Source organism: Rhodococcus sp. ACPA1 (genome assembly GCF_002300195.1).
In the GTDB taxonomy this organism is placed as follows: domain Bacteria; phylum Actinomycetota; class Actinomycetes; order Mycobacteriales; family Mycobacteriaceae; genus Rhodococcus_F; species Rhodococcus_F opacus.
In genome coordinates this window covers 695,641-717,028 of record NZ_NSDX01000003.1, presented here as the reverse complement: position 1 = coordinate 717,028, position 21,388 = coordinate 695,641, and the positions used below count along the sequence as shown (strand labels likewise).

Below are 21,388 nucleotides of genomic sequence, written 5' to 3'. Positions count from 1 at the left end.
CAATCGGCTCGGGCACGGGCAACTTCGGAGAGCAGGCCGGTGACGACACGTCTTCGGGTAATCCTGGCCGAAGACGACGTCCTGCTCCGCGAGGGGTTGGCGAGTCTGCTCACGCGCTCCGGCTTCGACGTGCTGGAACAGGCCGGCGACGCAACCACACTCCTCGAGCTGGTCCGTGAGCGAGCCCCCGACCTGGTGATGGTCGATATCCGAATGCCCCCGACCCACACCACCGAAGGGCTCGACGCGGCCCGGGCGATCCGCGACGAATTCCCCGAAGTCGGCATCCTGGTCCTGTCCGCGCACGCCGACGTCGAACACGCGATGGAGCTACTCGCCAGCGGCCGCGGAATCGGCTACCTACTCAAGAGCCGCATCACCGACGTGGACGATTTCATCGACACCCTCCAGCGCATCGCCGCGGGGGCCTCTGTCGTCGACCCGGCGCTGGTTCAGGAGTTGGTCTCCGCCCGCAGGCGCAACGACCCGCTCGCCGCACTCAGCGCGCGGGAGCGGGAGGTACTGGCCCTCATGGCGGAGGGACGTTCCAACGCCGGCATCGCCCGCCGACTCTGGGTCACCGAGGGCACCGTCGAGAAACACGTACGCAGCATCCTCACCAAACTGAACCTCCCCGAGACCGGCGACGATCACCGTCGAGTTCTCGCGGTCGTCACCTTCCTCGAGGCCCGCTGACCGGAGCCACCGGCTCCCCTTCGGTTCCGTCACCGGCGCCGAGCAGATCCCGGATCGCCTCGGACGACAGCTCGGACTTCGACACGAAACCCACCGCGGGGCTCCCGGCGATCAAGTCCGCCAGGTCCTGCTCGGCGTGGGTGGAAATCAAGATCACCGCAGCCGGGAACGCGTCCTCGTCGAGCCGCTCCGCGAGTTCGAATCCACTCTCCGCGCCGAGTTCGACGTCGACCAGGATGACATCGGGCTGCAACTCCGCGGCCGACCGGACCGCGTCGGCGGTGTTCGACGCCGTGCCGACCACCGTGATGCCCTGCCGCTCGAGCAGTCGCCGAGCAGTATCCGAAAAACGTGGGCTGTCATCGACGATCAGGCACCGTAGACGACCGAATTGCAACACCATGACTTCCATGGTTGACCTGATACTCCCGGGTACGCATTCCCGCTAGCAGGTAAATCCCGTTCGGTCACTCGTCGGCGACCGGGATGGTGATGTCCAGCGTGGTCCCGTGACCGGGGGGACTCGTGATCAGCATGTGGCCGCCAAGGGCCTCCACACGGTCCTGTAGCCCGATGAGGCCGGAGCCCGCACCGGACGAGGCGCCGCCGACGCCGTCGTCCCCGATCACCAGGTGCAGAGTGCCGTCCTCCGCCCGCAGGGACACATCCACCTCGGAGGCGTGGGCGTGTTTGGCGGCGTTGGTGAGCGCCTCGGCGACCACATAGTAGGCGGCTACCTCGACCGATTCGGAGAACCGGCCCTCGATCGCGACGTCGAGAGCAACGGGGACTGCGGAACGACGAGCCAGCGTCCGCACCGCCGATCCCAGCCCGCCCTTCGACAGGATCGCCGGATGGATCCCGTGCGAGAGTTCCCGCAGATCCTCCGACACGCCCGTGAGCCCCGAGGCGACGGCCGACAACTGCTCCCGCACGTCCCCCCACTCGGCCGGCACCGACGCCTCCGCCATCCGCACCTCCAGTCCCAGCGACACCAGCCGCTGCTGGGCCCCGTCGTGCAGGTCACGTTCCAGGCGACGCCGGGCCTCGTCGGTTGCCGTGATGATCCTGGCCCGCGAGGCGATCAGTTCGGCACGGGTCGCCGCATTGGCGATCGCGGTCGCGACGAGATCGGCGAAGTCACCGAGTCGGACCTCGGTGTCCGCGGGCAGCGGCTCGGTGCGCCGCGATCCGACGATCGCCGCGCCCCACACCCGTTTGTCCACGACGATCGGGACTCCCACGATCGATCCGAAGCCCTCGGCACGAATGCGGGTAGCAACGGCCCCACCGACATGTTCGTGGTTGTCGATCCTGGCGCCGTGGCCGGTGCGCAAGACGATCGCCCCGACGTCGTCGCCCTCCGTCGAGATCCTGTCTCCGGTGACGGGCATCCGAGTTTCCCCCGGCTCGTATCGAACGGCGACCAACGTCCCTGTGCCGTCTCCCTCGTAGCGAAGCAACACGGCGTCGACCACATGCAGCCAGAGCGCGAGTTCTTCGGCCACCGCTGTGAACACCTCCGAGGGGCTCACCCCACGCGCCGCCAAGGTCGCCACCCGACGTAGTGCGGCTTGGTGTTCGGCGAGGATCGCGAGCTCGTCCCGGCTCGCCTCCGCCTCCCGGCGGCGCAGAACCGCTTCCGCGGTACGCAATCTGGCCTGGCCCGCCATGAGGTTGGCCACGAGAGCGACCGGCAGGAAGACCACGATGGCCACCCAGTCGCCGGCTTTGGCCGGAAGCAGGGTCCCCGCCACCTGAAGGTGAAAGTAGACGTAGACGAACGCGCTCACCAGAGTCGTCATTACCGACAGCGCGAATCCCCACCGAGCCGAGACCACCAGAACTCCGAGCAGGAACACCGCACCGAATGCATTTTGCGGCGCTACCTTGTCCAGCTGATGCACCACAACGGTTTCCACGGTGATCACGGTGGCGGCGACCACGATCCCCAACCACAACGGCGGGGTCGTCGGACGCACCAGCAGCGATATCAGACGCGCAGGCATCTGGTGCGCGTCCGCGTCGAAAGCCGCCCAGGGGGCCGCCGCGCCGCGCCGCGACAGGGCTCCATGTGACCGCCGTGACCACTTTCGCGTCATCGTGCATGCTCGGATCAGTCGTGGAGTACTCGGACAGACCTCGATGAGCATCATATCGAGCTGCCGGTCCGCTCTCATCCGACCGAGTTCCCGTCACTCGGCTGACACCCGCCGATGTCGCTACGCTGGGCACAGGCCGATGCAGTAAACCTTGGGAGGAAGCGGTGGTAGCCGTACAGATACAGGTGGGTGATCTGGTGCAGGCGTCCGGTCACGCCGGTCCCTGGCTGGTGGTCGAGCTCAGCAAGGGCATGGCCTCGCTGCAGCATCCCGACGGCCATCGGCTCTCGGTCCGGACGACGGCCCTGTCCGTGGTGCACAAGGCGACGAGCCCGGCCGGCGAGGTCGAACCGGCCGACCGCGAACAGCCGGGAGAGGCCCCCACCCTCTTCGACTAGTCGACGATCGTGGTGACGATCGACGTGGCAGCCGGGGTCCGCGGGGTCGAACCGAACCCGAATCGGACGGGCGGTTCCACCGGCTGCAGCGCGCCGAGGTCCCGGCCGCGCCAGGATGCGGACATTCCCACCACCCGCCGCTGATCGACGGCGCCGTAGTACTCCCGGCGCCCGTTGCCTGCGGTGCCGCGGGTACGCACACCGCGGAGAACGACACGGGCGATCGGGTCGCTGACCACACAGAACCACGGTGCACTCGCGAGCGCCCGCGGGATCAGGTTCAGCAATCGTCCGAGCGTGGTGCGGGCGCCGAGCTCGAAACTCACGCGCAGGTCCCCGCCCTCGACGGTCCGGCTGCCGCCGGACCGCGAGCACCGGACGGACGCGATCACGGTCTCGTCGAAGACGTACGTCGCGGTGACGAAGTCGCGGACCACCTCCGACGGGGCGAGCAGCACGCGGTGACCGTCCGCGAGTTCGACCATGACATCCGTGAACTCACCGAGCGGCGATCGCGACCAGTGTCCGACGACGATGCGCACACCCGAGCCGGTGCCCAGGCCCGTGATCTCCCCGTCGAACCGCCATCTGGTCATCCGGTCAGCGTTTGCGCGGTCACTCCGTCAGGTGTCGGTACTTCGCGCCACTCCGGTCCGACAGCACGGTGCGGAGAATGAATCGTGTTTGCGCCGTGATGTATTGGTCCACCGTGTAGCGGGACGCGAAATGCCAGTGCTTGAGCGCCCACCCGTGCGCGAGCATCATCATGTCGAACGTCGTCAGATCGACGTCGAGATCGCTCGCGATGCCCGCGGCGATCGCGGCGTCGAGGGCGTCGTGGAGCGGCTTGGACGTCGCCACCTCGAGTTCCTTGATCCGCTCACGCCCGTCCTGGTCGAGCGTCCGACTTTCCCGATACGTCAGCACGACGGCATCCAGATTCTCGTCGACGATCTCGACATAGCGCCGGAACCCGGCCACCAGCCGCTCGACGGGGTCGGTTCCCGCTGCGTCCATCGCGGGCTCGAGCTGATCGCGGAAGGCGTCGAGGATGTCGACGATCGTGGCGAGGAGGATGTCCTCCTTGCCGCCGAAGTACTTGTAGATCAGCCCGACGCTCACCTGTGCCTCGTCGGCCAGCGCCTGCATGGACATCTGGTGGAAGCCGGTCCGCTGCATCACCGTGACGGCGGCGTCGAGCACCTGACGTCGCCGCGAGCTGACGCGGACGGCGCGGACGGCTTCGTCGAGTGGAACGGCGGACGTGTCCTTCGCCATGACAGATGACCTCTCCTTGCTGGCAGAACCTGCGGTGAACGAGTATTCACAGTATCCCGCGCGGGGCCGGAACCGCAGTCCGGCCCGCGTCAGATCCCGAGATCCTTCGCGACGATCGTCTTCATGATCTCGGTGGTACCGCCGTAGATCGTCTGGATCCGGGCGTCCACGAACGCACGCGCCACCGCGTACTCGCGCATGTATCCGTACCCGCCGTGCAGTTGCAGGCACCGGTCGGCCACACGAACCTGCAGTTCGGTGGTCCACCACTTGAGCCGCGCCGCACGGGCCGGGGTCAGTTCTCCGCGGACGTGCTGCCGGATGCAGTCGTCGAGATAGGTCCGGGCCAGATCGAGTTCCGTGGCCAGTTCCGCGAGAACGAACTGGGTGTTCTGGAAGCTGGCGATCGGCTTTCCGAAGGCGCTGCGTTCCTTCACGTATTCCAGGGTCTGCTCGAGCACTCCCTCGGCGGCCGAGACCGCGCCGACGGACAGCGAGAGGCGCTCCTGCGGCAGATTGTGAACGAGTTGATAGAAACCCTGCCCCTCCTCGCCGAGGAGGTTGGCCACCGGCACGCGCATGTCGGTGAACGTCAGCTCGCTCGTGTCCTGAGCGTGCAGCCCGATCTTCTCCAGGTTGCGGCCCCGGGAGAATCCCGGTGTGGTGGATTCGACGACGAGCAGCGACAGCCCCTTGTGCTTGTCTGCCGACGTGCGCACTGCGACGACGAAGAGCGTGCCGTTCTGGCCGTTGGAGATGAACGTCTTGCTGCCGTTCACCACGTAGTGGTCGCCGTCGAGCACTGCCGTGGTGCGGATCCCGGTGAGGTCACTGCCGGTGCCCGGCTCCGTCATCGCGATGCCGAGAATCGTCTCACCGGTGACGATTCCGGGAAGCCAGCGCGCCTTCTGCTCCTCGGTCGTCATGTCCGTCAGGTACGGCAGCACGACGTCGTTCTGCAGAGAGAATGCGATGCCCGCGGCGGCGGCACCCGCCCGGTTGACCTCGTCGACGACGATCGCGTTGTAGCGGAAGTCCTCGACGCCGGGGCCGCCGTAGGCTTCGGGAACCGGGAAGCCGAGCAGCCCCTGCTTACCCGCGTCGGTGAACAGTGCCGGGTCGAGGCAGCTTTCGCTCTCCCACTGCTCGTGCCTCGGGACGATCCGCTCGCGCACGAAGCTGCGGACACTGTCCCGGAACTGGTGGTGCTCGGACTCGAATTCGATGGTCATGACGGTGTCCTTTACGAGCTGACGGTGTGGGATCCGCGGGCACTCGGGACGACGAACGCCCCGCTCTCGAACTCCCGGCGCGCGGTATCGGTGGCCTTGTAGTGCAACTTCTTTCCCGTCGCCGACACGGGGAGTGACTCCACGAAACGGTAGGCCCGGGGGCGCTTGAACTGCGAGAGCATCGGGTGTCTGCGGCAGAAGTCGTCCAGATCGTCCGCGGACGGGACCGGTGCGGTGGTGACGACGTAGGCGACGACGATCTGCCCCCACTTGTCGTCGGGAACCCCGACCACCAGCGAATCCGTGACCGACGGGTGCCCGCCGAGTGCTTCCTCGATCTGCACGGGGTGCACGTTCTCGCCGCCGGACAGGAGCATGTCGTCCTTGCGGCCGACGATCGTCACGAACTCTTCGTCGTCCCAGGTGGCCAGATCACCGATGTGGAGCCAGCCGTTCCGGAACTTCCGTTTCTCCTGCTCCGGGGCATCGAAGTAGGCGTTGGCGCCTTTCGGTGAGCGGACGATGACCTCACCGATCTCGGTTCCGTCCTTGGCGACCGTCTCGTGAGCGTCGGCGAGGCGGTCGTCGAACAGCCTGACCACGGCGACGTCGTCGTCGATGCAGGCCCGCCCGGCGGTCCCGGCCATCTCCGGCAGATCGGTGGGTCGGAGGAAAGTATTCCAGAATCCTTCGGTGCTGCCGTACCCGTTGAAGATGCGGGGATTCAGCACCTTCTGATAGTGCAGTGCCGCTTCCCGTTCGAGTGGCGCGCCCATCGTCACGATGCCGTTGAGGGTCGACAGGTCCCGGGGCTTCTCCTCCTGTGCGCGAGCGAGCATCGCCAGGTTGGTCGGGGCACCGATCAGGAACGTCAGCCCGTATTCCTCGACGTAGTCGAGGGTGACCTCGGCGTCGAAGCTGCGCTGCGCCACCAGCGAGGCACCGAGATAGAACGTGGGATTCGGCCCGGCGCAGTACAATCCGCCGCGGTGGAACCACGGAGTCATGTTCAGCGTCTTGTCTTCCGCTGTCAGCGGGAAGTGCATGATCACGTCGTGGGCGCTGAAGATCTCGATCATGCTGTTCAGCGGAACCCCCTTGGGCATGCCGGTGGTTCCGGACGTGAACAGCCGTGTGGTTTCGTCCCACACCGTGCGACTCACGTCCGGCGGTGAGGCCGACTCGGCCACGAGTTCGTCGAAGCGAATCACCTCGAAACCGTTTCCCGGCAGTGGTTCTCCGGGTCCGACGGCAACGACGAGTGCGGGCTTGTGTGTGGAGCGCGACAAGGCATCCCGCACCATCTCGCCGATCTCGGTGTCGTAGACGAACACCGTGGGGCGGTTCGCGTCGAGGATGACCGCCGTCTCCCCGGACGCGAGCCGGAAGTTCATCGGCCCTCCGACCGCGCCGCAGGCCTGCCCGGCCAGGTACAGCTGGGCGAATTCGGAACCGTTGAACAACTGGTAGGCCACGACATCGCCCGGAGCGACGCCGGCGCGGGCAAGCCCGGTGGCGAGCCGGTCGACGCGATCGCCGAGTTCTGCGTACGTCCAGCTCTCGCCGGTCGACGGGGACTGCATCGCGAGTCGATCGGCGTACCGGTGAGTGTTGCGCCGGAAGCCGTTCAGATAGGTGAAATCGTGCTCGAAGTACTGACGATAGGCGTGGGCATCGTAGGTGTACGTCATGATGAGTCCTCCGTCCCGGTGCCGCTCAGCCGGCCATGGTGAGGCCACCGCTGACGCTGATCACCTGGCCCGTGATGAACGACGCGGATTCGGACGCGAAGAACAGGACCGGCGCCGCCACTTCCTCCGGGCGGGCGAGCCGCCGGAACGGAATGGCCTTCACCAGAGCCTCTTTGAGCTTCTCCGCCTGCGCCTGGAACAGCGGGGTGTCGGTCGGGCCGGGGCACACGCAGTTGACGTTGATCCCGTACCGGGCCATCTCACGGGCGAGCGACTTCGACAGCGCGATCACGCCGCCTTTCGCACCGGCGTAGATGCTCTCCCCCGCACTGCCGACACGGCCTGCATCGCTCGCGAGATTGATGACGCGCCCGCCGTTACCCGCCTCCACCATGCCAGGAAGGAACGCACTACACATGTGGACGGGCCCGAGGTAGTTGATGGCGACGACCTTTTCGGCGAATTCGGTAGTGGCGTTGAGGAACTGATCGGTGCGGTCCCATCCCGCCGCGTTGACGAGGACGTTCGCGACGCCGACCTCGGCCGTCACCCGGTCGCGCAGGGCGTCGACCTGCGCCCGGTCGGCGACGTCGACGGTCATCGGAAAGAGCCGGTCGGGCCGTTCGGCTGCCGTCTTCTCCGCGGCCTGCAGGTCGAGGTCGGCGACGACCACCGTGTCGCCCTGCTCGGCGAGCGCGAGGGCGATGGCCCGGCCGATGCCGGATCCTGCGCCTGTGACCACTGCGATGTTGTTGCTCATGCTTTTTCCCACTTCCCGTGCTGTCGGACTCAGGCGTTCACGAATTTGTTGAAATCGGGCTTGCGCTTCTCCGCGAACGCCGCCGCCCCCTCGAGGCCCTCGGGTGAGTGCGTGAACAGGTCCAGCGCGGACATCGCGAGATTGCTCAGTCCGGCCTGGTGATCGGTGTCGGCGTTGAACGACTGCTTCAGGAAACGCAGGGTGGTGGGGCTCTTCTCGGCGATCTCCGCGGCGACGGCCTTGGCCTCGTCGAGCAGTCGGTCGGCGGGGACCACCCAGTTGACCAGGCCCCAGCGTTCGGCGGTGACCGCGTCGTACTGGCGGCAGAGGTACCAGATTTCCCGGGCGCGTTTCTCGCCGACGACTCGCGCCAGGAAGGCGGACCCGAAGCCCGCGTCGAAGGAGCCGACGCGGGGACCTGCCTGGCCGAACTTCGCGGTCTCGGACGCGATGGTGAGGTCGCAGAGAACGTGGAGGACGTGGCCGCCGCCGACCGCTATGCCGTTCACCGCGGCGATGACGGGCTTGGGGACGTCGCGGATCAGCTTGTGCAGGTTGCCGATCTCGAACATTCCGCTCTCGGTCGGGCCGTAGTCGCCGGTCTCCGCGCGCTGCTTGACGTCGCCGCCGGTGCAGAATGCCTTCTCCCCCGCACCGGTGAGGATGATCGCCTGCACCGCGTCGTCGGCCCACGCCGAGCGGAAGGCCTTGATCAGCTCCTCGACGGTCTTGCCGCGGAAGGCGTTGTAGCGCGCGGGGCGGTTGATCGTCACGACCGCAGCCGGGCCGTCGACCTCGTAGGTGATGTCTTCGTAGTCGGTCACGGTGATTCCTCTCTGGAGTCTGCAATGAGTTGTTGTTCATGTTTTATGAATCAGTATTCGATTTGAATGAACGTATATTCACACCGGGGAATGTGTCAAGGGTCACTCGACGCTCGGTGGCACTAGAGGAAGGCGCCGACCCCGGTCTCCGCCCGGCCGATCAGCAGCTTCTGAATCTGACTGGTGCCCTCGTAGAGCGTCATCACCCGCGCGTCGCGCATGTATTTGGCGACGGGATATTCGTCGACATACCCGTACCCACCGAAGATCTGTATTGCGTTGTTGGCGGCGCGAACCGCAGCTTCACTGCAGAAGTACTTCGCCTTCGACGCGGCTGTCCCGAACGGCTCACCGCGCTCGATCAGGTCGGCGGCCCGCCAGGTGAGCAACCGCCCCGCGTCGGCGTCGACGGACATGTCGGCGATCAGATCCTGCACGAGTTGGAACGAGGCGAGCGGACGGTCGAACTGCGTGCGCTCGCGGGAGTAGTCGACGGCGGCCTCGAGACAGCCCTGGATGATTCCGACGCAACCCGCGCCCACCGAGACGCGACCCTTGTCCAGGGAGTGCATCGCGATGGAGAAGCCCTGCCCCTCGGATCCGAGCAGGCAGCTCGCCGGCACGCGAACGTCCCTGAAGGACAACTCGGCAGTCGCCTGCCCGCGCAGTCCGAGCTTTCCGCGGATCTCGCGCGATTCGAATCCCGGGGTATCCGTCGGAACCAGAAAGGCCGAAACCCCTTTGGGCCCAGGGCCTCCGGTGCGCGCGAACACCAGGCACAGTTTCGCCCACGTGCCGTTGGTGATGAAGATCTTGGACCCGTTGATGACGTAGTCGTCGCCGCTGCGTACCGCCTTGGTCTTCAGATTGCCAGGGTCGGAACCGTTGTCCGGCTCGGTGAGCCCGAAACAGGCGAGCGCCTCACCGGACGCGATGCGGGGCAGCCACTCGTGCTTCTGATCCTCGGTGCCGTGCGACAGGATCACCTTGCCCACGAGCCCCATCGACACCGAGACGATGCCCCGGACCGCGGAGTCCGCCCGGCCGAGTTCCTCCATGCCGAGGCAGTACGTGATGTAGTCGCCGCCGAGCCCGCCGTACTCCTCCGGAATGGTCATGCCGAAGAAGCCGATGTCGGCGAGCTTCTCGACGATCGCGGTGTCCACCGATTCGGCGCGGTCCCACGCGGCGCGGTGCGGCACAACCTCCTTGTTCAAGAAGTCGCGGGCCAGCTGCCGGAACTCCTTCTGCTCCTCGGTCAGTGCCAGGTCCATGAATGCTCCTCGATGCCGTGTTGAATACACGATCAATTTTTGTGAGTGACTACTCACTTGAAGTGAAGCTATATTCACTCCGGGGCGTCGTCAACCCTCGAGCGCTGGCCCGGTGCCGCGTCGGCTGAGTAGGCTCGACTCATGCCGGTCACCTGGTCGGATGGGGTCGATGACGTCATCCGTGGCGATCTGACCTGCGGGTTCGCGTACATCACGCCCGCAGGCGGGGCCGTGGTGACGGCGGTGGCACCCCTCGGGCTGAGCGACCGCGAGCGGGGAACGGTCGGCTTCACCACCTCGCTGGGGTTCGGACGCAAGCTCGAACGCATCAAAGGTGAGCCCCGGGTGGCGCTCACCTACCACGCCCGCGAGCACGGGATCGGCGACGCCACCAATCAGCGCTACGTGCTCGTGCAGGGTGACGCGACGTTCGACCCCACCCCCGACCCGGAGCTGCTCGAAGACATCGGCCGGCGCTCGACCCCCTACACGGGCGAGCCACGCCGCGGCGTGTTCTGGGACCGGTGGCTCAGCGCGTACTACGCCGACCGGGTACCGGTGACGGTGACGGTGACACGGGTCGTCGCCTGGCCCGACCTGCACCTGACCGGTCGGCCCGAGGTGTTCGGCGCACCGCTGCCCGCCGTCGACGCGGAACCTCAGACTCCGCCGAAGCGGGGCACCGGCCCACGGGTGGATGCGGCCAAGACCGGTGGGCGCGCTGCGAAGCTGTCACACCGGTTGCTCGCCTACCGTCAGGCGGACGGCTATCCGGCCGTCGTTCCGGTCGACGTGGTTTCTGCGAGCAGCGAGGGCGTGCGTCTGACGGTGCCCGCCGGCGTGCCGCAGGGCGGCCGCCGCGCAGGGCTGCTCGCCCACGCCTATCGCGCCGAGCTCGTCGGCCTCGAGTCGCGTCAGAACACCGGCTGGATCGAGGTCACGGGCACCGAGGCGCTGTATGCACCCCATACCCAGGCCGGGTTCGCGGCGCCGCCGAACAAGACCCTCCTGCTCCTGGCCAACGGATTTCTGGCCCGGCGTGGGCTGGCGAAGGCCCGCAAGGAGGGCCGGACCCAGGCCACGGGCGCCTGATTCAGATCCCGCCGTTGGCGTAGACGACCTGGCCGCTGCCCCAGCACGCCGGGCGTGCGAGGAACGACACGACCTCGGCGATATCGGTTGACACGCCTACCAGCCGCCCCAAATGGTCAAGTTTTCTGTCCCCTTTAGTCAAAAATCACCGTCCTGCGCCAGCTATCGTGACATCCATCACCTCAAGTGGTGTGGGCCGGGCAGGTCGCCGGAGATCGAGCATGAGTGGGCCGCTCCGATCTCCGCTGGAAGACGTCACCGGTGGCATCCGGCCGGCTCGTGCCAACCCTTATCCCTCTGATTGGAGTTCTTCATGCATTTTCACGATGATGCCCTGTTCCCGGAGAACCAGGACAAGCTCGTTATCACTGTCGCGCCGTACGGCCCGGAGTGGGAGGTCGACGACTTCCCCGAGGACCTGCCGTTGTCGATGGACGAGCATGTCCAGCAGGCTGTGGACTGCTTCGAGGCCGGCGCGACCGTGCTGCACATCCACGTCCGCGAGCTCGACGGGAAGGGCTCCAAGCGGCTGTCGAAGTTCAACGAGCTGCTGGGCCGGCTGCGCGAGGCCGTGCCGGAGATGATCCTGCAGATCGGCGGCTCGATCTCCTTCGCCCCCGAGGGCGAGGGCGCGGAGGCGAAGTGGCTCAGCGATGACACCCGGCACATGCTGGCCGAGCTCGATCCGGCGCCGGACCAGGTAACGATCGCGATCAATACCGGACAGATGAACATCATGGAGTTGATGACCGAGAACGACACGCGCGGAACGTCGTTGGAGCGTCCGGAACTGGTCGAGACCTACCGGGAGATGACTGTGCCTGCCGGCCCGACCTGGGTGGAGGAGCATCTGCGCCGTCTGCAGGCCGCGGGTATTCAGCCGCACTTCCAGCTTGGGAGCATTCCGCAGCTCGAGACCGTGGAGCGTGTGATTCGGCGGGGCTTCTACACGGGCCCGCTCAACATCACGTGGGTGGCGATCGGCGGCGGGCTGGACGGACCGAATCCGTACAACATGATGGAGTTCATCCGCCGAGTCCCGGACGGCGCCTCGCTCACGCTCGAGACGTTGATGCGCAGCGTGCTGCCGGTGAACACGATGGCGATCGCGATGGGCCTGCACACCCGGTGCGGCAACGAGGACAATCTGTGGGCGCCGCGGGGCGGCAAGATCACTTCGGCGGAACAGGTGCGCCAGTTGGTGCGGGTTGCCGGCGAGCTCGGCCGGGAAGTGGCCACCGCCAAGGAGGCCCGCGAGATCTACCGGATCGGTGAGAGCTACGCGGATGCGGACGAGACGCTGGCGCAGGCCGGTTACGCGCCGAATCGTCGGCCGGGGCAGGTCGGATTCACCCACTACGCCCAGCACCAGAACGTGTAGCAGGAGACCACGAGTGGTTGGGGGCGCGGTGACATTGCCCGTGCTCCCAACGCACTCCCCGTCCGAAGGACCAGCCGACCGGCCCCGCGCTTTCGACACAATCTCGAACTTCTCGAAACAACCCCAAGGAAGTAGGCCATGGTGCTGCAAGATCAACCTGTCGAGGTCGACACCCCAACTCGCACACCCAGCCGGAAGCGACGGTTCTTCCCCTGGGTGGTCTTGGCATTGACCTTCGGCCTACTGCTGTCGGACTACATGTCTCGCCAGGTGCTCAGCGCCGTCTTCCCAATTCTGAAGGCCGAGTGGGACTTGTCCGACTCGCACCTCGCCTCCCTGAACAGCATCGTTGCGCTGATGGTGGGCTTGCTGACCTTGCCTCTGTCGATCTTGGCGGATCGCTGGGGCCGGGTCCGGAGTCTGGTCCTGATGGCCGTGCTGTGGAGCATCGCGACGCTGCTGTGCGCGATCGCCACCAGCTACGAGCAGATGCTCGGCGCCCGCTTCCTCGTCGGCGTGGGCGAGGCGGCCTATGGCAGTGTCGGTATCGCCGTAGCGCTCACCGTCTTCGCCCCCCGCGTCCACGCGGCCCTCGCCGGAGCATTCATGTCCGGCGGATCGTTCGGTTCGGTGATCGGCGTCGCGCTCGGCGGGTTCATCGCGGTCCAGTTCAGCTGGCGCTGGTCCTTCGCCGCCATGGCGATCTTCGGCCTGATCCTGGTGGCGCTGTTCCGCGCCCTGGTGTCGGAGGGCAAGCTGGCCAGATATGCCATCGAGGGCCCGCCTACCGCGATCGGCGACCCAACCACGCCGGACGGTTATCGCGCCCCCCTGTCCAGCCTGTTCACCAACCTCGCAGTCGTGTGGACCTATGTGGGCAGCGGACTGCAGATGTTCACGTCAGCGGTCCTGCTGGCCTGGATGCCAAGTTTCTTCAACCGGTACTACGGCCTGGCCCCAGATAGGGCCGGAGTGGTCGCGTCCGCCTTCGTGTTGCTCATCGGCAGCGGCATGGTGGTCTGCGGTGTCATCACCGACCGGGTCAGCCGCGAGACCCCGGCCACCAAATGGACCTCGGCGATCATCTACTGCGTCATCGCGCTGGGCTGTCTGGGGCTTGGGTTCAGCATGGGCAACGGCCCCGTCCAGCTGGTCCTGATCGGCATCGGCGCCTTCTTCTCGGCCGGCTCCTCCGGCCCGGCCGCCGCGATGGTCGCCAACCTCACGCACACCACCCTCCGCGCCTCCGCGATGGGTGTGGCCACTATCGCGAACAGTCTTCTCGGCCTGGCCCTGGGCCCCTTCGTCATCGGGATCCTGGCGGACCACCTGGGCCTGCTCGACGCACTCAGGCTCTCGCCGCTGGCATACATCCTCGCGGCCTTGGCACTGCTGCTGGGACGACGGCTATTCCCCGCCGGCCTACGCAAGCTCCAGCAGCTGCGGCCGGGCGGCGCCTCGAACATCACCAACTAACTCCGGAGACCGCAATGGCCAACCCTGTCCCCACCGACCCTTCATCCCCCACAGTCGTGATCGTGCCCGGACTCCGGGACCACGTCGACGAGCACTGGCAGACCTTGCTGGCGAACAAACTCGACCGGGTCCGTATCGTGCCTCCTCTCGAGAACGACAAGCTCATTGTGAGCGCGCGCACAGCGGCCCTCGACGCCGTCATCCAGGACATCGACGGTCCGATCGTGCTCGTCGCCCACAGCGCCGGCGTCATGATTGCAGTGCACTGGGCTCAGCAGACGACCCGGCCGATTCTCGGCGCCCTGCTGGCGACGCCCCCCGACCTGGAACAGCAGCCCCCCGAGGGGTATCCGACACTGGAGGACCTCGACAGCAACGGCTGGCTACCCATCCCCCGCCGTAAGCTGCCCTTCCCGAGCATCGTCGCGGCCAGCACGAACGATCCGCTGGCCAGCCGCCGCAGAGTGGCCGGCATGGCGGAGTCGTGGGGCGGTCGGCTGGTCGACCTCGGTGACGTGGGGCACCTGAATCCGGCCTCCGGGTTCGGAAATTGGCCACATGCAGAGGAGCTCATCCAGGAGCTGCTCGGGGTTCGGACGGTAGCCACCTCATGAGCAAGGTATTCGGCACAGCATCCGCCGCGGTGGCAGACATCCAGGACGGAATGTCCCTGGCGGTCGGCGGATTCGGCGCATGCGGCATTCCCGACGCGCTGATCAAGGCCATCGACGCGGCCGGAGCAACGAACCTCGAGGTATTCACCAACAATTGCGGAGTGGAAGGCGTCGGGCTGGGAATCCTACTGGAGGGAAGAAGGATCCGCCGTGTAACGGCATCCTATGTCGGGGACAACAAGGAGTTCGCCCGGCAGTATCTCTCCGGAGAGCTCGAGGTGGAGCTGACCCCACAGGGCACCCTCGCAGAGAAGCTGCGCGCCGGCGGCGCCGGGATCCCGGCCTTCTTCACCCCCGCGGGTGTGGGCACCCCGATTGCGGGCGGAGGGCTGCCCTGGCGCTATCGCGCAGACGGATCCGTTGCGCTCGCGTCGCCGCCGAAAGAGGTCCGCGAGTTCGCGGGCAGGAGGTATCTGCTCGAGGAGTCCATCAAGGCGGAGTACGCGCTGGTGCACGCGCTCGTCGGCGACACCGCGGGCAACCTCATCTTCAGCAAGGCCGCGATGAACTTCAATCCAATCGCGGCGATGGCGGGCGAGGTGTGCATTGCTCAGGTCGAGAGACTCGTCGAGCCCGGTCAGCTCGATCCGCACCACGTGCACCTGCCGGGGATATTCGTCGACCGGATTGTGCAGACCGGGCCGCAGGAAAAACACATAGAAAAACGCACCGTGACCACCGCCAACGGCAAGAGGACCACCTGAGATGACCACGATTGTTGATCCGGCGACCCCCGAGGTCGTCGGCTGGACGCGCGATGAGATGGCCGCTCGGGCGGCCCTGGAACTGTCCGAGGGACAGTACGTGAACCTGGGCATCGGGTTGCCTACGATGATCCCGAATTACCTGCCGGCCGGTGTGACGGTCACCCTGCACAGCGAGAACGGCATCCTCGGAACCGGCGCCTATCCCACGGAGGACCAGGTCGACGCGGACCTGATCAACGCAGGCAAGGAGGCGGTGACCGTCAACTCCGGCGCCTCATTCTTCGATTCCGCGACCAGCTTCGGGATGATCCGCGGCGGCCATATCGACGTCGCGGTACTCGGCGGCATGCAGGTCTCCGCCACCGGCGACCTGGCGAACTGGATGGTCCCGGGAAAGATGGTCAAGGGCATGGGCGGTGCCATGGACCTGGTCCACGGCGCCGCCAGAGTGATCGTACTCATGGAGCACACCGACAAATCCGGCGCGCCGAAGATCTTGTCGGCCTGCACTTTGCCGCTGACCGGGGCAGGCGTGGTACACCGCATCATCACCAACCTCGCTGTCGTCGACGTCACGGACAAAGGCCTCGTTCTGCGCGAATGTGCTCCCGGCGTGACAGAGACCCACGTCCGTGCCGCCACCGCCGCCGCTGTCGTGTGACCCCCATTCGAGTCTTGAAAGTGGGCCTGATGCTCAATTTGTGTCTGGTCGAAGGCGCAGATGGCCAGCTATAAATACCCGCGCCGAATCGAATGCGTCGCGGCGTTACCGATGACAGTGACCGGAAAGATCCTCAGGCGCGAACTCGTCCGCTTTGAGGCTGCCCACTGATCCCGCACCACCCAACCGTTTCGGAGGAATGATGACGCAGAACGAAAACAGCCATCCCGTGGTGGAGGCGATGAAGACCGGCGGCAGCTGGAATCCACTCTGGGATGGGCTCAACGAGATGGACCCGGACTGGACCGAGCTATACATGAAGATGGCGATGCAGCCGTACCAAAGTGGAGTTCTCTCGCCGAAGGTCATCCAGCTGCTGTGCATCGCCGTCGACGCCGCCGCCACCCACATGTACGCGCCGGGGACCAGACGCCACATCCAGGCCGCCCTGGACATCGGGGTGACACCCCAGGAGATCCTCGAGGTGCTCAAACTGTCCACCGTCGTGGGAATCCACTCCTGCAACCTCGGCGTCCCGATACTCGTCGAGGAGATGGCCGCGCACGAGCGCCGTCAGGCGGCCAACTGACCCTGCGGTCAGCCGTCAAGCTGAAGCTGGAGCGGACCGAGTTGGCTGTCGAGAAGCGAACGAGTACCGCAGCGCGGCTAGGTCTTCCGGTGTTGAGAACTTACGAGAGCCGACCAGGAGACGAGAGGAAACCGAGATGAAGCTGCAGGGCAAGGTGGGGGTGGTCACGGGGGCGGCCCAAGGACTGGGGAGAACCATCGCGGTGGCGATGGCCGAGGAAGGTGCGGACATCGTCGCCTGCGACATCCAGGCGGACAAATTGGCGGACGTTGCGGGAGAAATCGAAGCACGCGGCCGACAGTGCCTGCCTGTGAGCTGCGACGTCTCGGACAGCGCCGCGGTTCGAGAGATGTTCGCCCGAACAGCAGCGCGGTTCGGCACCGTGCACATCCTGGTCAACAACGCTGCTCGGGTACCGAACTCCCCCGCCGAGGAGGAGCGGCGCAACCGGCAATACGCTCACCTGACCACGCCGACGCCGCGGCGGTCCCTCGGTATCACCAGCGACCTCACCGACGAGGACTGGCTCAAGTGGTGGGATGTCAACGTCCACGGAACCTTCTACTGCACGCGCGAAGCGTTGAAGTTCATGCAGGCCCAGCAGTACGGCCGGATCATCAACATCGCGTCGATCGCGGGCATCTCCGCGGCCAGCGCGCACAGTCCGGGATACTCCGCAAGCAAGGCGGCGGTCGCCGGCTTCACCAAGGCCGTGGCACTGGATGTCGCCGGCGCCAACATCTGTGTCAACTCGATTGCCTGCGGGGCAGTGATGACACCACCATTCGAGGAGTATCTCGCCCGAGCGACCGATCAGCAGCGAAATAGCTTGTACCAGATCATCCCGCTCGGCCGTCTCGGGCGGCCGGAAGAGTACGCCTCTCTCGCCGTCTACCTCGCCGGGGACTCTCACTACCTGGTGGGCCAGGTCATCAGCCCCAACGGGGGCGTAGTCATCTGACGGACGGTCCACCTGATCCCGCAGGCGCAGAAGAAGACCGGGCGATGGAGGTGGTTGATTGCCGTACTCGGTTACCTGGTCTACGTCTGTGACGGGGCACCGACGACGGGTCGGCGGCGCCGGGTCAGGGCACCGTGGACCTTCATGACGGTGCTCGCATCGTCGTGACAGAGGTGAGCGTTGCGGTGCGGTGCTGCAAGCCCGGATCTATTCCGGGGCAGAGGGGGCGACTGGTCGGAGCGAGCCCTCGGGACGCCGGCGGGTGGGGGTGCCGACCGCGGGAGACGTCGAATCCTGCGCCGCCTTCCAGGCTTTCGGGCTGCATCCGAAGCGGTCTTTGAACCACCGCGAGAACGAACTGAGCGCGGAGAATCCGAGTTCGCCGGCGATGTCGGTCAGGGATCGGTCGTGGCGGGCGACGTAGCGTTGCGCCAGATCGATCCGCACCGAATCCACCAGCGAAGAGAACGTCGCGTCCGACCGGGCGAGGTGGCGGTGCAGTGTTCGCCGATCCATGCCGAGGCTGCGGGCGACATATGCGGCCGAGCACCGCTCGGTCGCCAGGAGCGACTCGACCAGGGTGCGGACGCGATCAACGGTGGTCGTGTCCTCGGGCGGGACGAGCGCCTCCAGGTACTGCCGGGTGTAGGGCCGCAGCAAAGGGTCCGACATCGCGTTGTCGGCATCGAGGTCGCGCGCGTAGACGACGATCCCGTTGAGGGTGTGCCCGAACTGGATTCGGGAGCCGAGGATACGGTGGTGTGTGCCGAGGACCGCCGGAGCGTCGTGCACGAAACACACCGTCAGCGGCTCCCAGTCGTCGTGGAGCAACTCGCGCAGGATCCGGCAGACCGAGGCGACGGCGATCTCGATGCCCTGCCGACCGAACGTGACCCCCGGGGCAGTGTCGACCTGCACGGTGGCCAGCCCGTGCGCTTCGACCAGCCGGGCACGCAGCGCCTCGTTGTGCAGATTGACATGCCGCAGAACCATGCCCAAGGCGCTGCGCACGTCCGGTTCCTCCCGCGCGATCAACCCCACCGGACCGAGGTTGGACATCCCTCGGGCCGCCGCGAGCCGAAGCCCGAAATCCTCGCACCGGGTTTCGGCGGCGGACAACTCGAACAGCCGCGACACCGAGTCGACGGGCAGCCACCCGTCACCGGAACCGAGCGCGGCCGGATCGACCCCGGCCGAGCGCATCACTGGGAGAGGGTCCCGCCCCAGCGTCAGCATGAGATCGACATAGCCGTTGAGCACGGCATTGCGCACCAGATACTGCATCGTCACCCTGTCCCGAACAGTCAAATATTTTGACCCGAGAGGTCAATTCTAGTCGTTCTTGCCGGCCGAACTCGACCGGAACACGACCCATCATCCGTTTCGAGATGCCCGGGTCGACGTGCCCGGGGAAGGTGGATCCCTGCCCTCGTGCGTGCGCGCCCTACCCGGTCAAGGGCCCGGCACGTGGTTCACCGCCGACGCGGTCGTCGCGGTATTCTCACCTCAACCGAACCTTCGGTCGGCTCCCGTGGATGACGGCGCACCGATGCGGTGGAGTTCTGCACCTGGAAGGATTGCGCGCATGACTACGGCACGCCCCGCACGGAAGACCGGATCGCCCGGACGTCCCGGCTACGACCTCGACTCGCTGCTCGCTGTCGCAGTCAAGGTCTTCAACGACAAGGGTTACGACGGCACCAGCATGGAGGTGCTGGCCCAGCGCCTGGGAATCACGAAGTCGTCGATCTATCACCACGTGTCCGGGAAGTCGGAGCTGCTCGAGCTGGCACTGTCGCGCGCGCTCAACGCCCTCTTCGCGGTCACCACCGAGGAGAAGGCGACGAGCGGCCGGTACATCGACCGTCTCGAGTACCTCGTCCGCCGCAGCGTCGAGGTCCTCGCCGCCGAGCTTCCCTACGTGACGCTCCTGCTGCGCGTGCGCGGCAACACCGCGGTGGAGCGTCGCGCGCTCGCCCGCCGCCGCGAGTTCGACGCGTTCGTCAGCGACCTCGTCGTCGCGGCGGCGGAAGAGGGAGACCTGCGGCCCGGCATCGATCCCGCGCTCACGAGCCGGCTCGTGTTCGGCACGGTCAACTCGCTGATCGAGTGGTATCGCCCGCGCACGGGCGGGACGGTCGCGGACCTGGCGGACGCCGTCGTCGAGCTGACGTTCGACGGGTTGCGCCGCACGTGACCACCGTGGCGACCGGCGTCAGCCGCCATCGCTCGGGGACGAACCGGAATCCGCTCCGCACCGCCGCGCCGAACGTCGTTGGGACGGAAGCGCTGTGGTGGTCATGACGATCTCCTGATGCCGCTCGATGCGGCACGTGGTGCATTCGGGACGACTGTTGCCATCTGGTGTCAACAGTGGGGCGAGAGGGGATCCCCGATCGTTACCGGGATCGATGAGACGATGACGGCATGACCGACAGCGAGAACCCACGTGGAGCGCCACGCAAATGGCGTGGCCGGGAGCCGGCCGACCGCCGCGCGGCGAGGCGTGCGGCACTGATCGAGGCCGGCCTGCAGATCATGGGAACCGAGGGAACGGCAGCGACGACGATGCGCGCGACCTGCCGCCAGGCGGGCCTCACCGAGCGCTACTTCTACGAGAGTTTCGACAATCGCGAGGCGCTGCTCGTCGCACTCCTCGACCACGTCGTCCTGGGGGCGAGGGACACCCTGCTCGGGGCTCTCGAGACGGGCCCCGACGATCCCGGCGAACTCGTCCGCCACGTCGTGAAGGCGTTCACCGGCTACATCGCCCAGGACCGGCGGCGGGGACGCGTCATGTTCGTCGAGTCGCAATCCGTGCCGGAATTGGCCCAGCGCGGCGAACAACTCGTCACCGAGTTCACCACTCCCATGACGGCGGCACTGACAATGCTGGGTGTCGACGGCGCACCCCGCGACGCCGTCAACACCCAGCTGAACGCGATTGCCCTGTTCGGGGCGATCGCCTTTCTGTACCAGCGCTGGCTCACCGGCAGCCCGAAGATCTCGCAGAAGCGGATCGTCGAGCACATCGCACTCACCATCGAGGCTCATGCGCCGGTGAACAGCACCCCCTAGACGTGCGCGGCGCGAACCAGCGGTCGCCGCATCGCTTCCAGGCCCGCGACGACCGCCACTGCGATCACCACGTGCATGACCGAGAGCGCGATGGTGCTGGCGGTGTCGAAGTCGGCCTGAATGGTCAGGGCGATCGTCGCGAGCGGCAGCAGGGCGCCGATCACTTCGGCCGGACGGATGACGGCCACCCATTTCAGCGAGATCAGCGCGGCCAGTGTCATTCCGATCAGTATCGGAACGACCGTCAGGATGACGACACCGCCTGGCGCCACGCTGCTGGTCGTGCCGGCATCCGTCATCTCGAACGAACCGCCGGCAGCCAGTCCCAGCAACCAGATCACCAGGTTGGGGACGAGCGCGCCGATTGCGGTCGCGGCGATCGCCCACGGGCGGCTCAGTTCGAGCGTCATCGGGTTGATCCGTGAGGTCGAGGTTGCAGAAATCGTGGTTCCAGTGCTGGACATGTTCATTTCTCCCTGTCGAGTGGCTCGAGTTGCTACTGACCGATCCTGCA

The 21,388-nt window shown here is 66.5% G+C and carries 23 protein-coding genes; 12 read left to right on the top strand and 11 right to left on the bottom strand.

Going from position 1 to position 21,388, the window contains the following annotated elements; translation table 11 throughout:
• Positions 1 to 39: 39 nt before the first annotated feature.
• Complete coding sequence (locus CJ177_RS49385) at positions 40 to 696, top strand: response regulator transcription factor (protein WP_025433290.1); 657 nt, start codon at positions 40 to 42, stop codon at positions 694 to 696.
• Here CJ177_RS49385 and CJ177_RS13835 read toward each other — a convergent pair.
• Complete coding sequence (locus tag CJ177_RS13835) at positions 674 to 1,108, bottom strand: LytTR family DNA-binding domain-containing protein (protein ID WP_095867936.1); 435 nt, start codon at positions 1,106 to 1,108, stop codon at positions 674 to 676. The genes CJ177_RS49385 and CJ177_RS13835 overlap by 23 nt on opposite strands.
• A 55-nt stretch (positions 1,109 to 1,163) precedes the next feature.
• A complete protein-coding gene (locus CJ177_RS13830; protein ID WP_095867935.1) occupies positions 1,164 to 2,705 on the bottom strand; it encodes an ATP-binding protein in 1,542 nt (513 codons plus the stop codon).
• A 257-nt stretch (positions 2,706 to 2,962) separates the two neighbouring features.
• Here CJ177_RS13830 and CJ177_RS13825 point away from each other — a divergent pair, with 257 nt between their 5' ends.
• On the top strand, positions 2,963 to 3,196 hold the full coding sequence (locus CJ177_RS13825) for a hypothetical protein (RefSeq protein ID WP_005250954.1): 234 nt from the start codon (positions 2,963 to 2,965) through the stop codon (positions 3,194 to 3,196).
• On the opposite strand, the gene CJ177_RS13820 is transcribed toward CJ177_RS13825, so the two are convergent.
• The 7 genes from CJ177_RS13820 to CJ177_RS13790 form a co-directional block, all read right to left on the bottom strand.
• On the bottom strand, positions 3,193 to 3,792 hold the full coding sequence (locus CJ177_RS13820) for a hypothetical protein (RefSeq protein ID WP_095867934.1): 600 nt from the start codon (positions 3,790 to 3,792) through the stop codon (positions 3,193 to 3,195). The genes CJ177_RS13825 and CJ177_RS13820 overlap by 4 nt on opposite strands.
• A 19-nt stretch (positions 3,793 to 3,811) precedes the next feature.
• A complete protein-coding gene (locus tag CJ177_RS13815) occupies positions 3,812 to 4,474 on the bottom strand; it encodes a TetR/AcrR family transcriptional regulator (RefSeq protein WP_095867933.1) in 663 nt (220 codons plus the stop codon).
• 89 nt (positions 4,475 to 4,563) lie between these two features.
• A complete protein-coding gene (locus CJ177_RS13810) occupies positions 4,564 to 5,706 on the bottom strand; it encodes an acyl-CoA dehydrogenase family protein (protein WP_095867932.1) in 1,143 nt (380 codons plus the stop codon).
• 11 nt (positions 5,707 to 5,717) lie between these two features.
• Positions 5,718 to 7,397, bottom strand: a complete 1,680-nt coding sequence (locus CJ177_RS13805) for a class I adenylate-forming enzyme family protein (RefSeq protein ID WP_095867931.1) — start codon at positions 7,395 to 7,397, stop codon at positions 5,718 to 5,720.
• Positions 7,398 to 7,422: 25 nt separating this feature from the next.
• A complete protein-coding gene (locus CJ177_RS13800; RefSeq protein WP_061046166.1) occupies positions 7,423 to 8,157 on the bottom strand; it encodes an SDR family NAD(P)-dependent oxidoreductase in 735 nt (244 codons plus the stop codon).
• A 29-nt stretch (positions 8,158 to 8,186) separates the two neighbouring features.
• The gene (locus CJ177_RS13795) at positions 8,187 to 8,981 is read right to left on the bottom strand and encodes an enoyl-CoA hydratase-related protein (protein ID WP_005250948.1); all 795 of its coding nucleotides are present in this window, start codon (positions 8,979 to 8,981) and stop codon (positions 8,187 to 8,189) included.
• A 122-nt stretch (positions 8,982 to 9,103) separates the two neighbouring features.
• A complete protein-coding gene (locus CJ177_RS13790) occupies positions 9,104 to 10,255 on the bottom strand; it encodes an acyl-CoA dehydrogenase family protein (protein ID WP_061046164.1) in 1,152 nt (383 codons plus the stop codon).
• A gap of 141 nt (positions 10,256 to 10,396) precedes the next feature.
• Between CJ177_RS13790 and CJ177_RS13785 the strand changes: the two genes are divergently transcribed.
• The 8 genes from CJ177_RS13785 to CJ177_RS13750 all read left to right on the top strand — a co-directional run bounded on the left by CJ177_RS13785 (position 10,397) and on the right by CJ177_RS13750 (position 17,796).
• Positions 10,397 to 11,347, top strand: coding sequence for a hypothetical protein (locus tag CJ177_RS13785; RefSeq protein WP_061046163.1), 951 nt, complete (start codon positions 10,397 to 10,399; stop codon positions 11,345 to 11,347).
• A 313-nt stretch (positions 11,348 to 11,660) separates the two neighbouring features.
• Positions 11,661 to 12,728, top strand: coding sequence for a 3-keto-5-aminohexanoate cleavage protein (locus tag CJ177_RS13780; RefSeq protein ID WP_095867930.1), 1,068 nt, complete (start codon positions 11,661 to 11,663; stop codon positions 12,726 to 12,728).
• A gap of 138 nt (positions 12,729 to 12,866) precedes the next feature.
• Positions 12,867 to 14,204 (top strand): MFS transporter, encoded by a 1,338-nt coding sequence (locus tag CJ177_RS13775; RefSeq protein WP_095867929.1) that lies wholly within the window; start codon positions 12,867 to 12,869, stop codon positions 14,202 to 14,204.
• Between the two features lie 14 nt (positions 14,205 to 14,218).
• On the top strand, positions 14,219 to 14,818 hold the full coding sequence (locus CJ177_RS13770) for an alpha/beta hydrolase (RefSeq protein ID WP_095867928.1): 600 nt from the start codon (positions 14,219 to 14,221) through the stop codon (positions 14,816 to 14,818).
• Positions 14,815 to 15,582, top strand: a complete 768-nt coding sequence (locus CJ177_RS13765) for a CoA transferase subunit A (RefSeq protein ID WP_005250942.1) — start codon at positions 14,815 to 14,817, stop codon at positions 15,580 to 15,582. Before CJ177_RS13770 ends, CJ177_RS13765 begins: the two co-directional genes overlap by 4 nt.
• A gap of 1 nt (position 15,583) precedes the next feature.
• Positions 15,584 to 16,246 carry a 3-oxoacid CoA-transferase subunit B gene (locus CJ177_RS13760; protein WP_095867927.1) on the top strand — a complete coding sequence of 221 codons (663 nt, stop codon included), beginning with the start codon at positions 15,584 to 15,586 and terminating at the stop codon, positions 16,244 to 16,246.
• A 202-nt stretch (positions 16,247 to 16,448) separates the two neighbouring features.
• Complete coding sequence (locus CJ177_RS13755; RefSeq protein ID WP_095867926.1) at positions 16,449 to 16,835, top strand: carboxymuconolactone decarboxylase family protein; 387 nt, start codon at positions 16,449 to 16,451, stop codon at positions 16,833 to 16,835.
• A gap of 136 nt (positions 16,836 to 16,971) precedes the next feature.
• Positions 16,972 to 17,796, top strand: a complete 825-nt coding sequence (locus CJ177_RS13750; RefSeq protein WP_005250940.1) for an SDR family NAD(P)-dependent oxidoreductase — start codon at positions 16,972 to 16,974, stop codon at positions 17,794 to 17,796.
• A 207-nt stretch (positions 17,797 to 18,003) separates the two neighbouring features.
• On the opposite strand, the gene CJ177_RS13745 is transcribed toward CJ177_RS13750, so the two are convergent.
• Entirely contained in the window at positions 18,004 to 19,080 is a 1,077-nt protein-coding gene (locus CJ177_RS13745) for an AraC family transcriptional regulator (RefSeq protein WP_061697278.1), read from the bottom strand.
• Between the two features lie 301 nt (positions 19,081 to 19,381).
• On the opposite strand from CJ177_RS13745, the gene CJ177_RS13740 reads away from it, so the two are divergent.
• A complete protein-coding gene (locus tag CJ177_RS13740; protein ID WP_005250938.1) occupies positions 19,382 to 19,993 on the top strand; it encodes a TetR/AcrR family transcriptional regulator in 612 nt (203 codons plus the stop codon).
• 230 nt (positions 19,994 to 20,223) lie between these two features.
• Entirely contained in the window at positions 20,224 to 20,874 is a 651-nt protein-coding gene (locus CJ177_RS13735) for a TetR/AcrR family transcriptional regulator (protein ID WP_005250937.1), read from the top strand.
• Here the strand turns inward: CJ177_RS13735 and CJ177_RS13730 are convergent.
• On the bottom strand, positions 20,871 to 21,338 hold the full coding sequence (locus CJ177_RS13730; protein ID WP_005250936.1) for a DUF6069 family protein: 468 nt from the start codon (positions 21,336 to 21,338) through the stop codon (positions 20,871 to 20,873). The genes CJ177_RS13735 and CJ177_RS13730 overlap by 4 nt on opposite strands.
• Between the last annotated feature and the right edge of the window lie 50 nt (positions 21,339 to 21,388).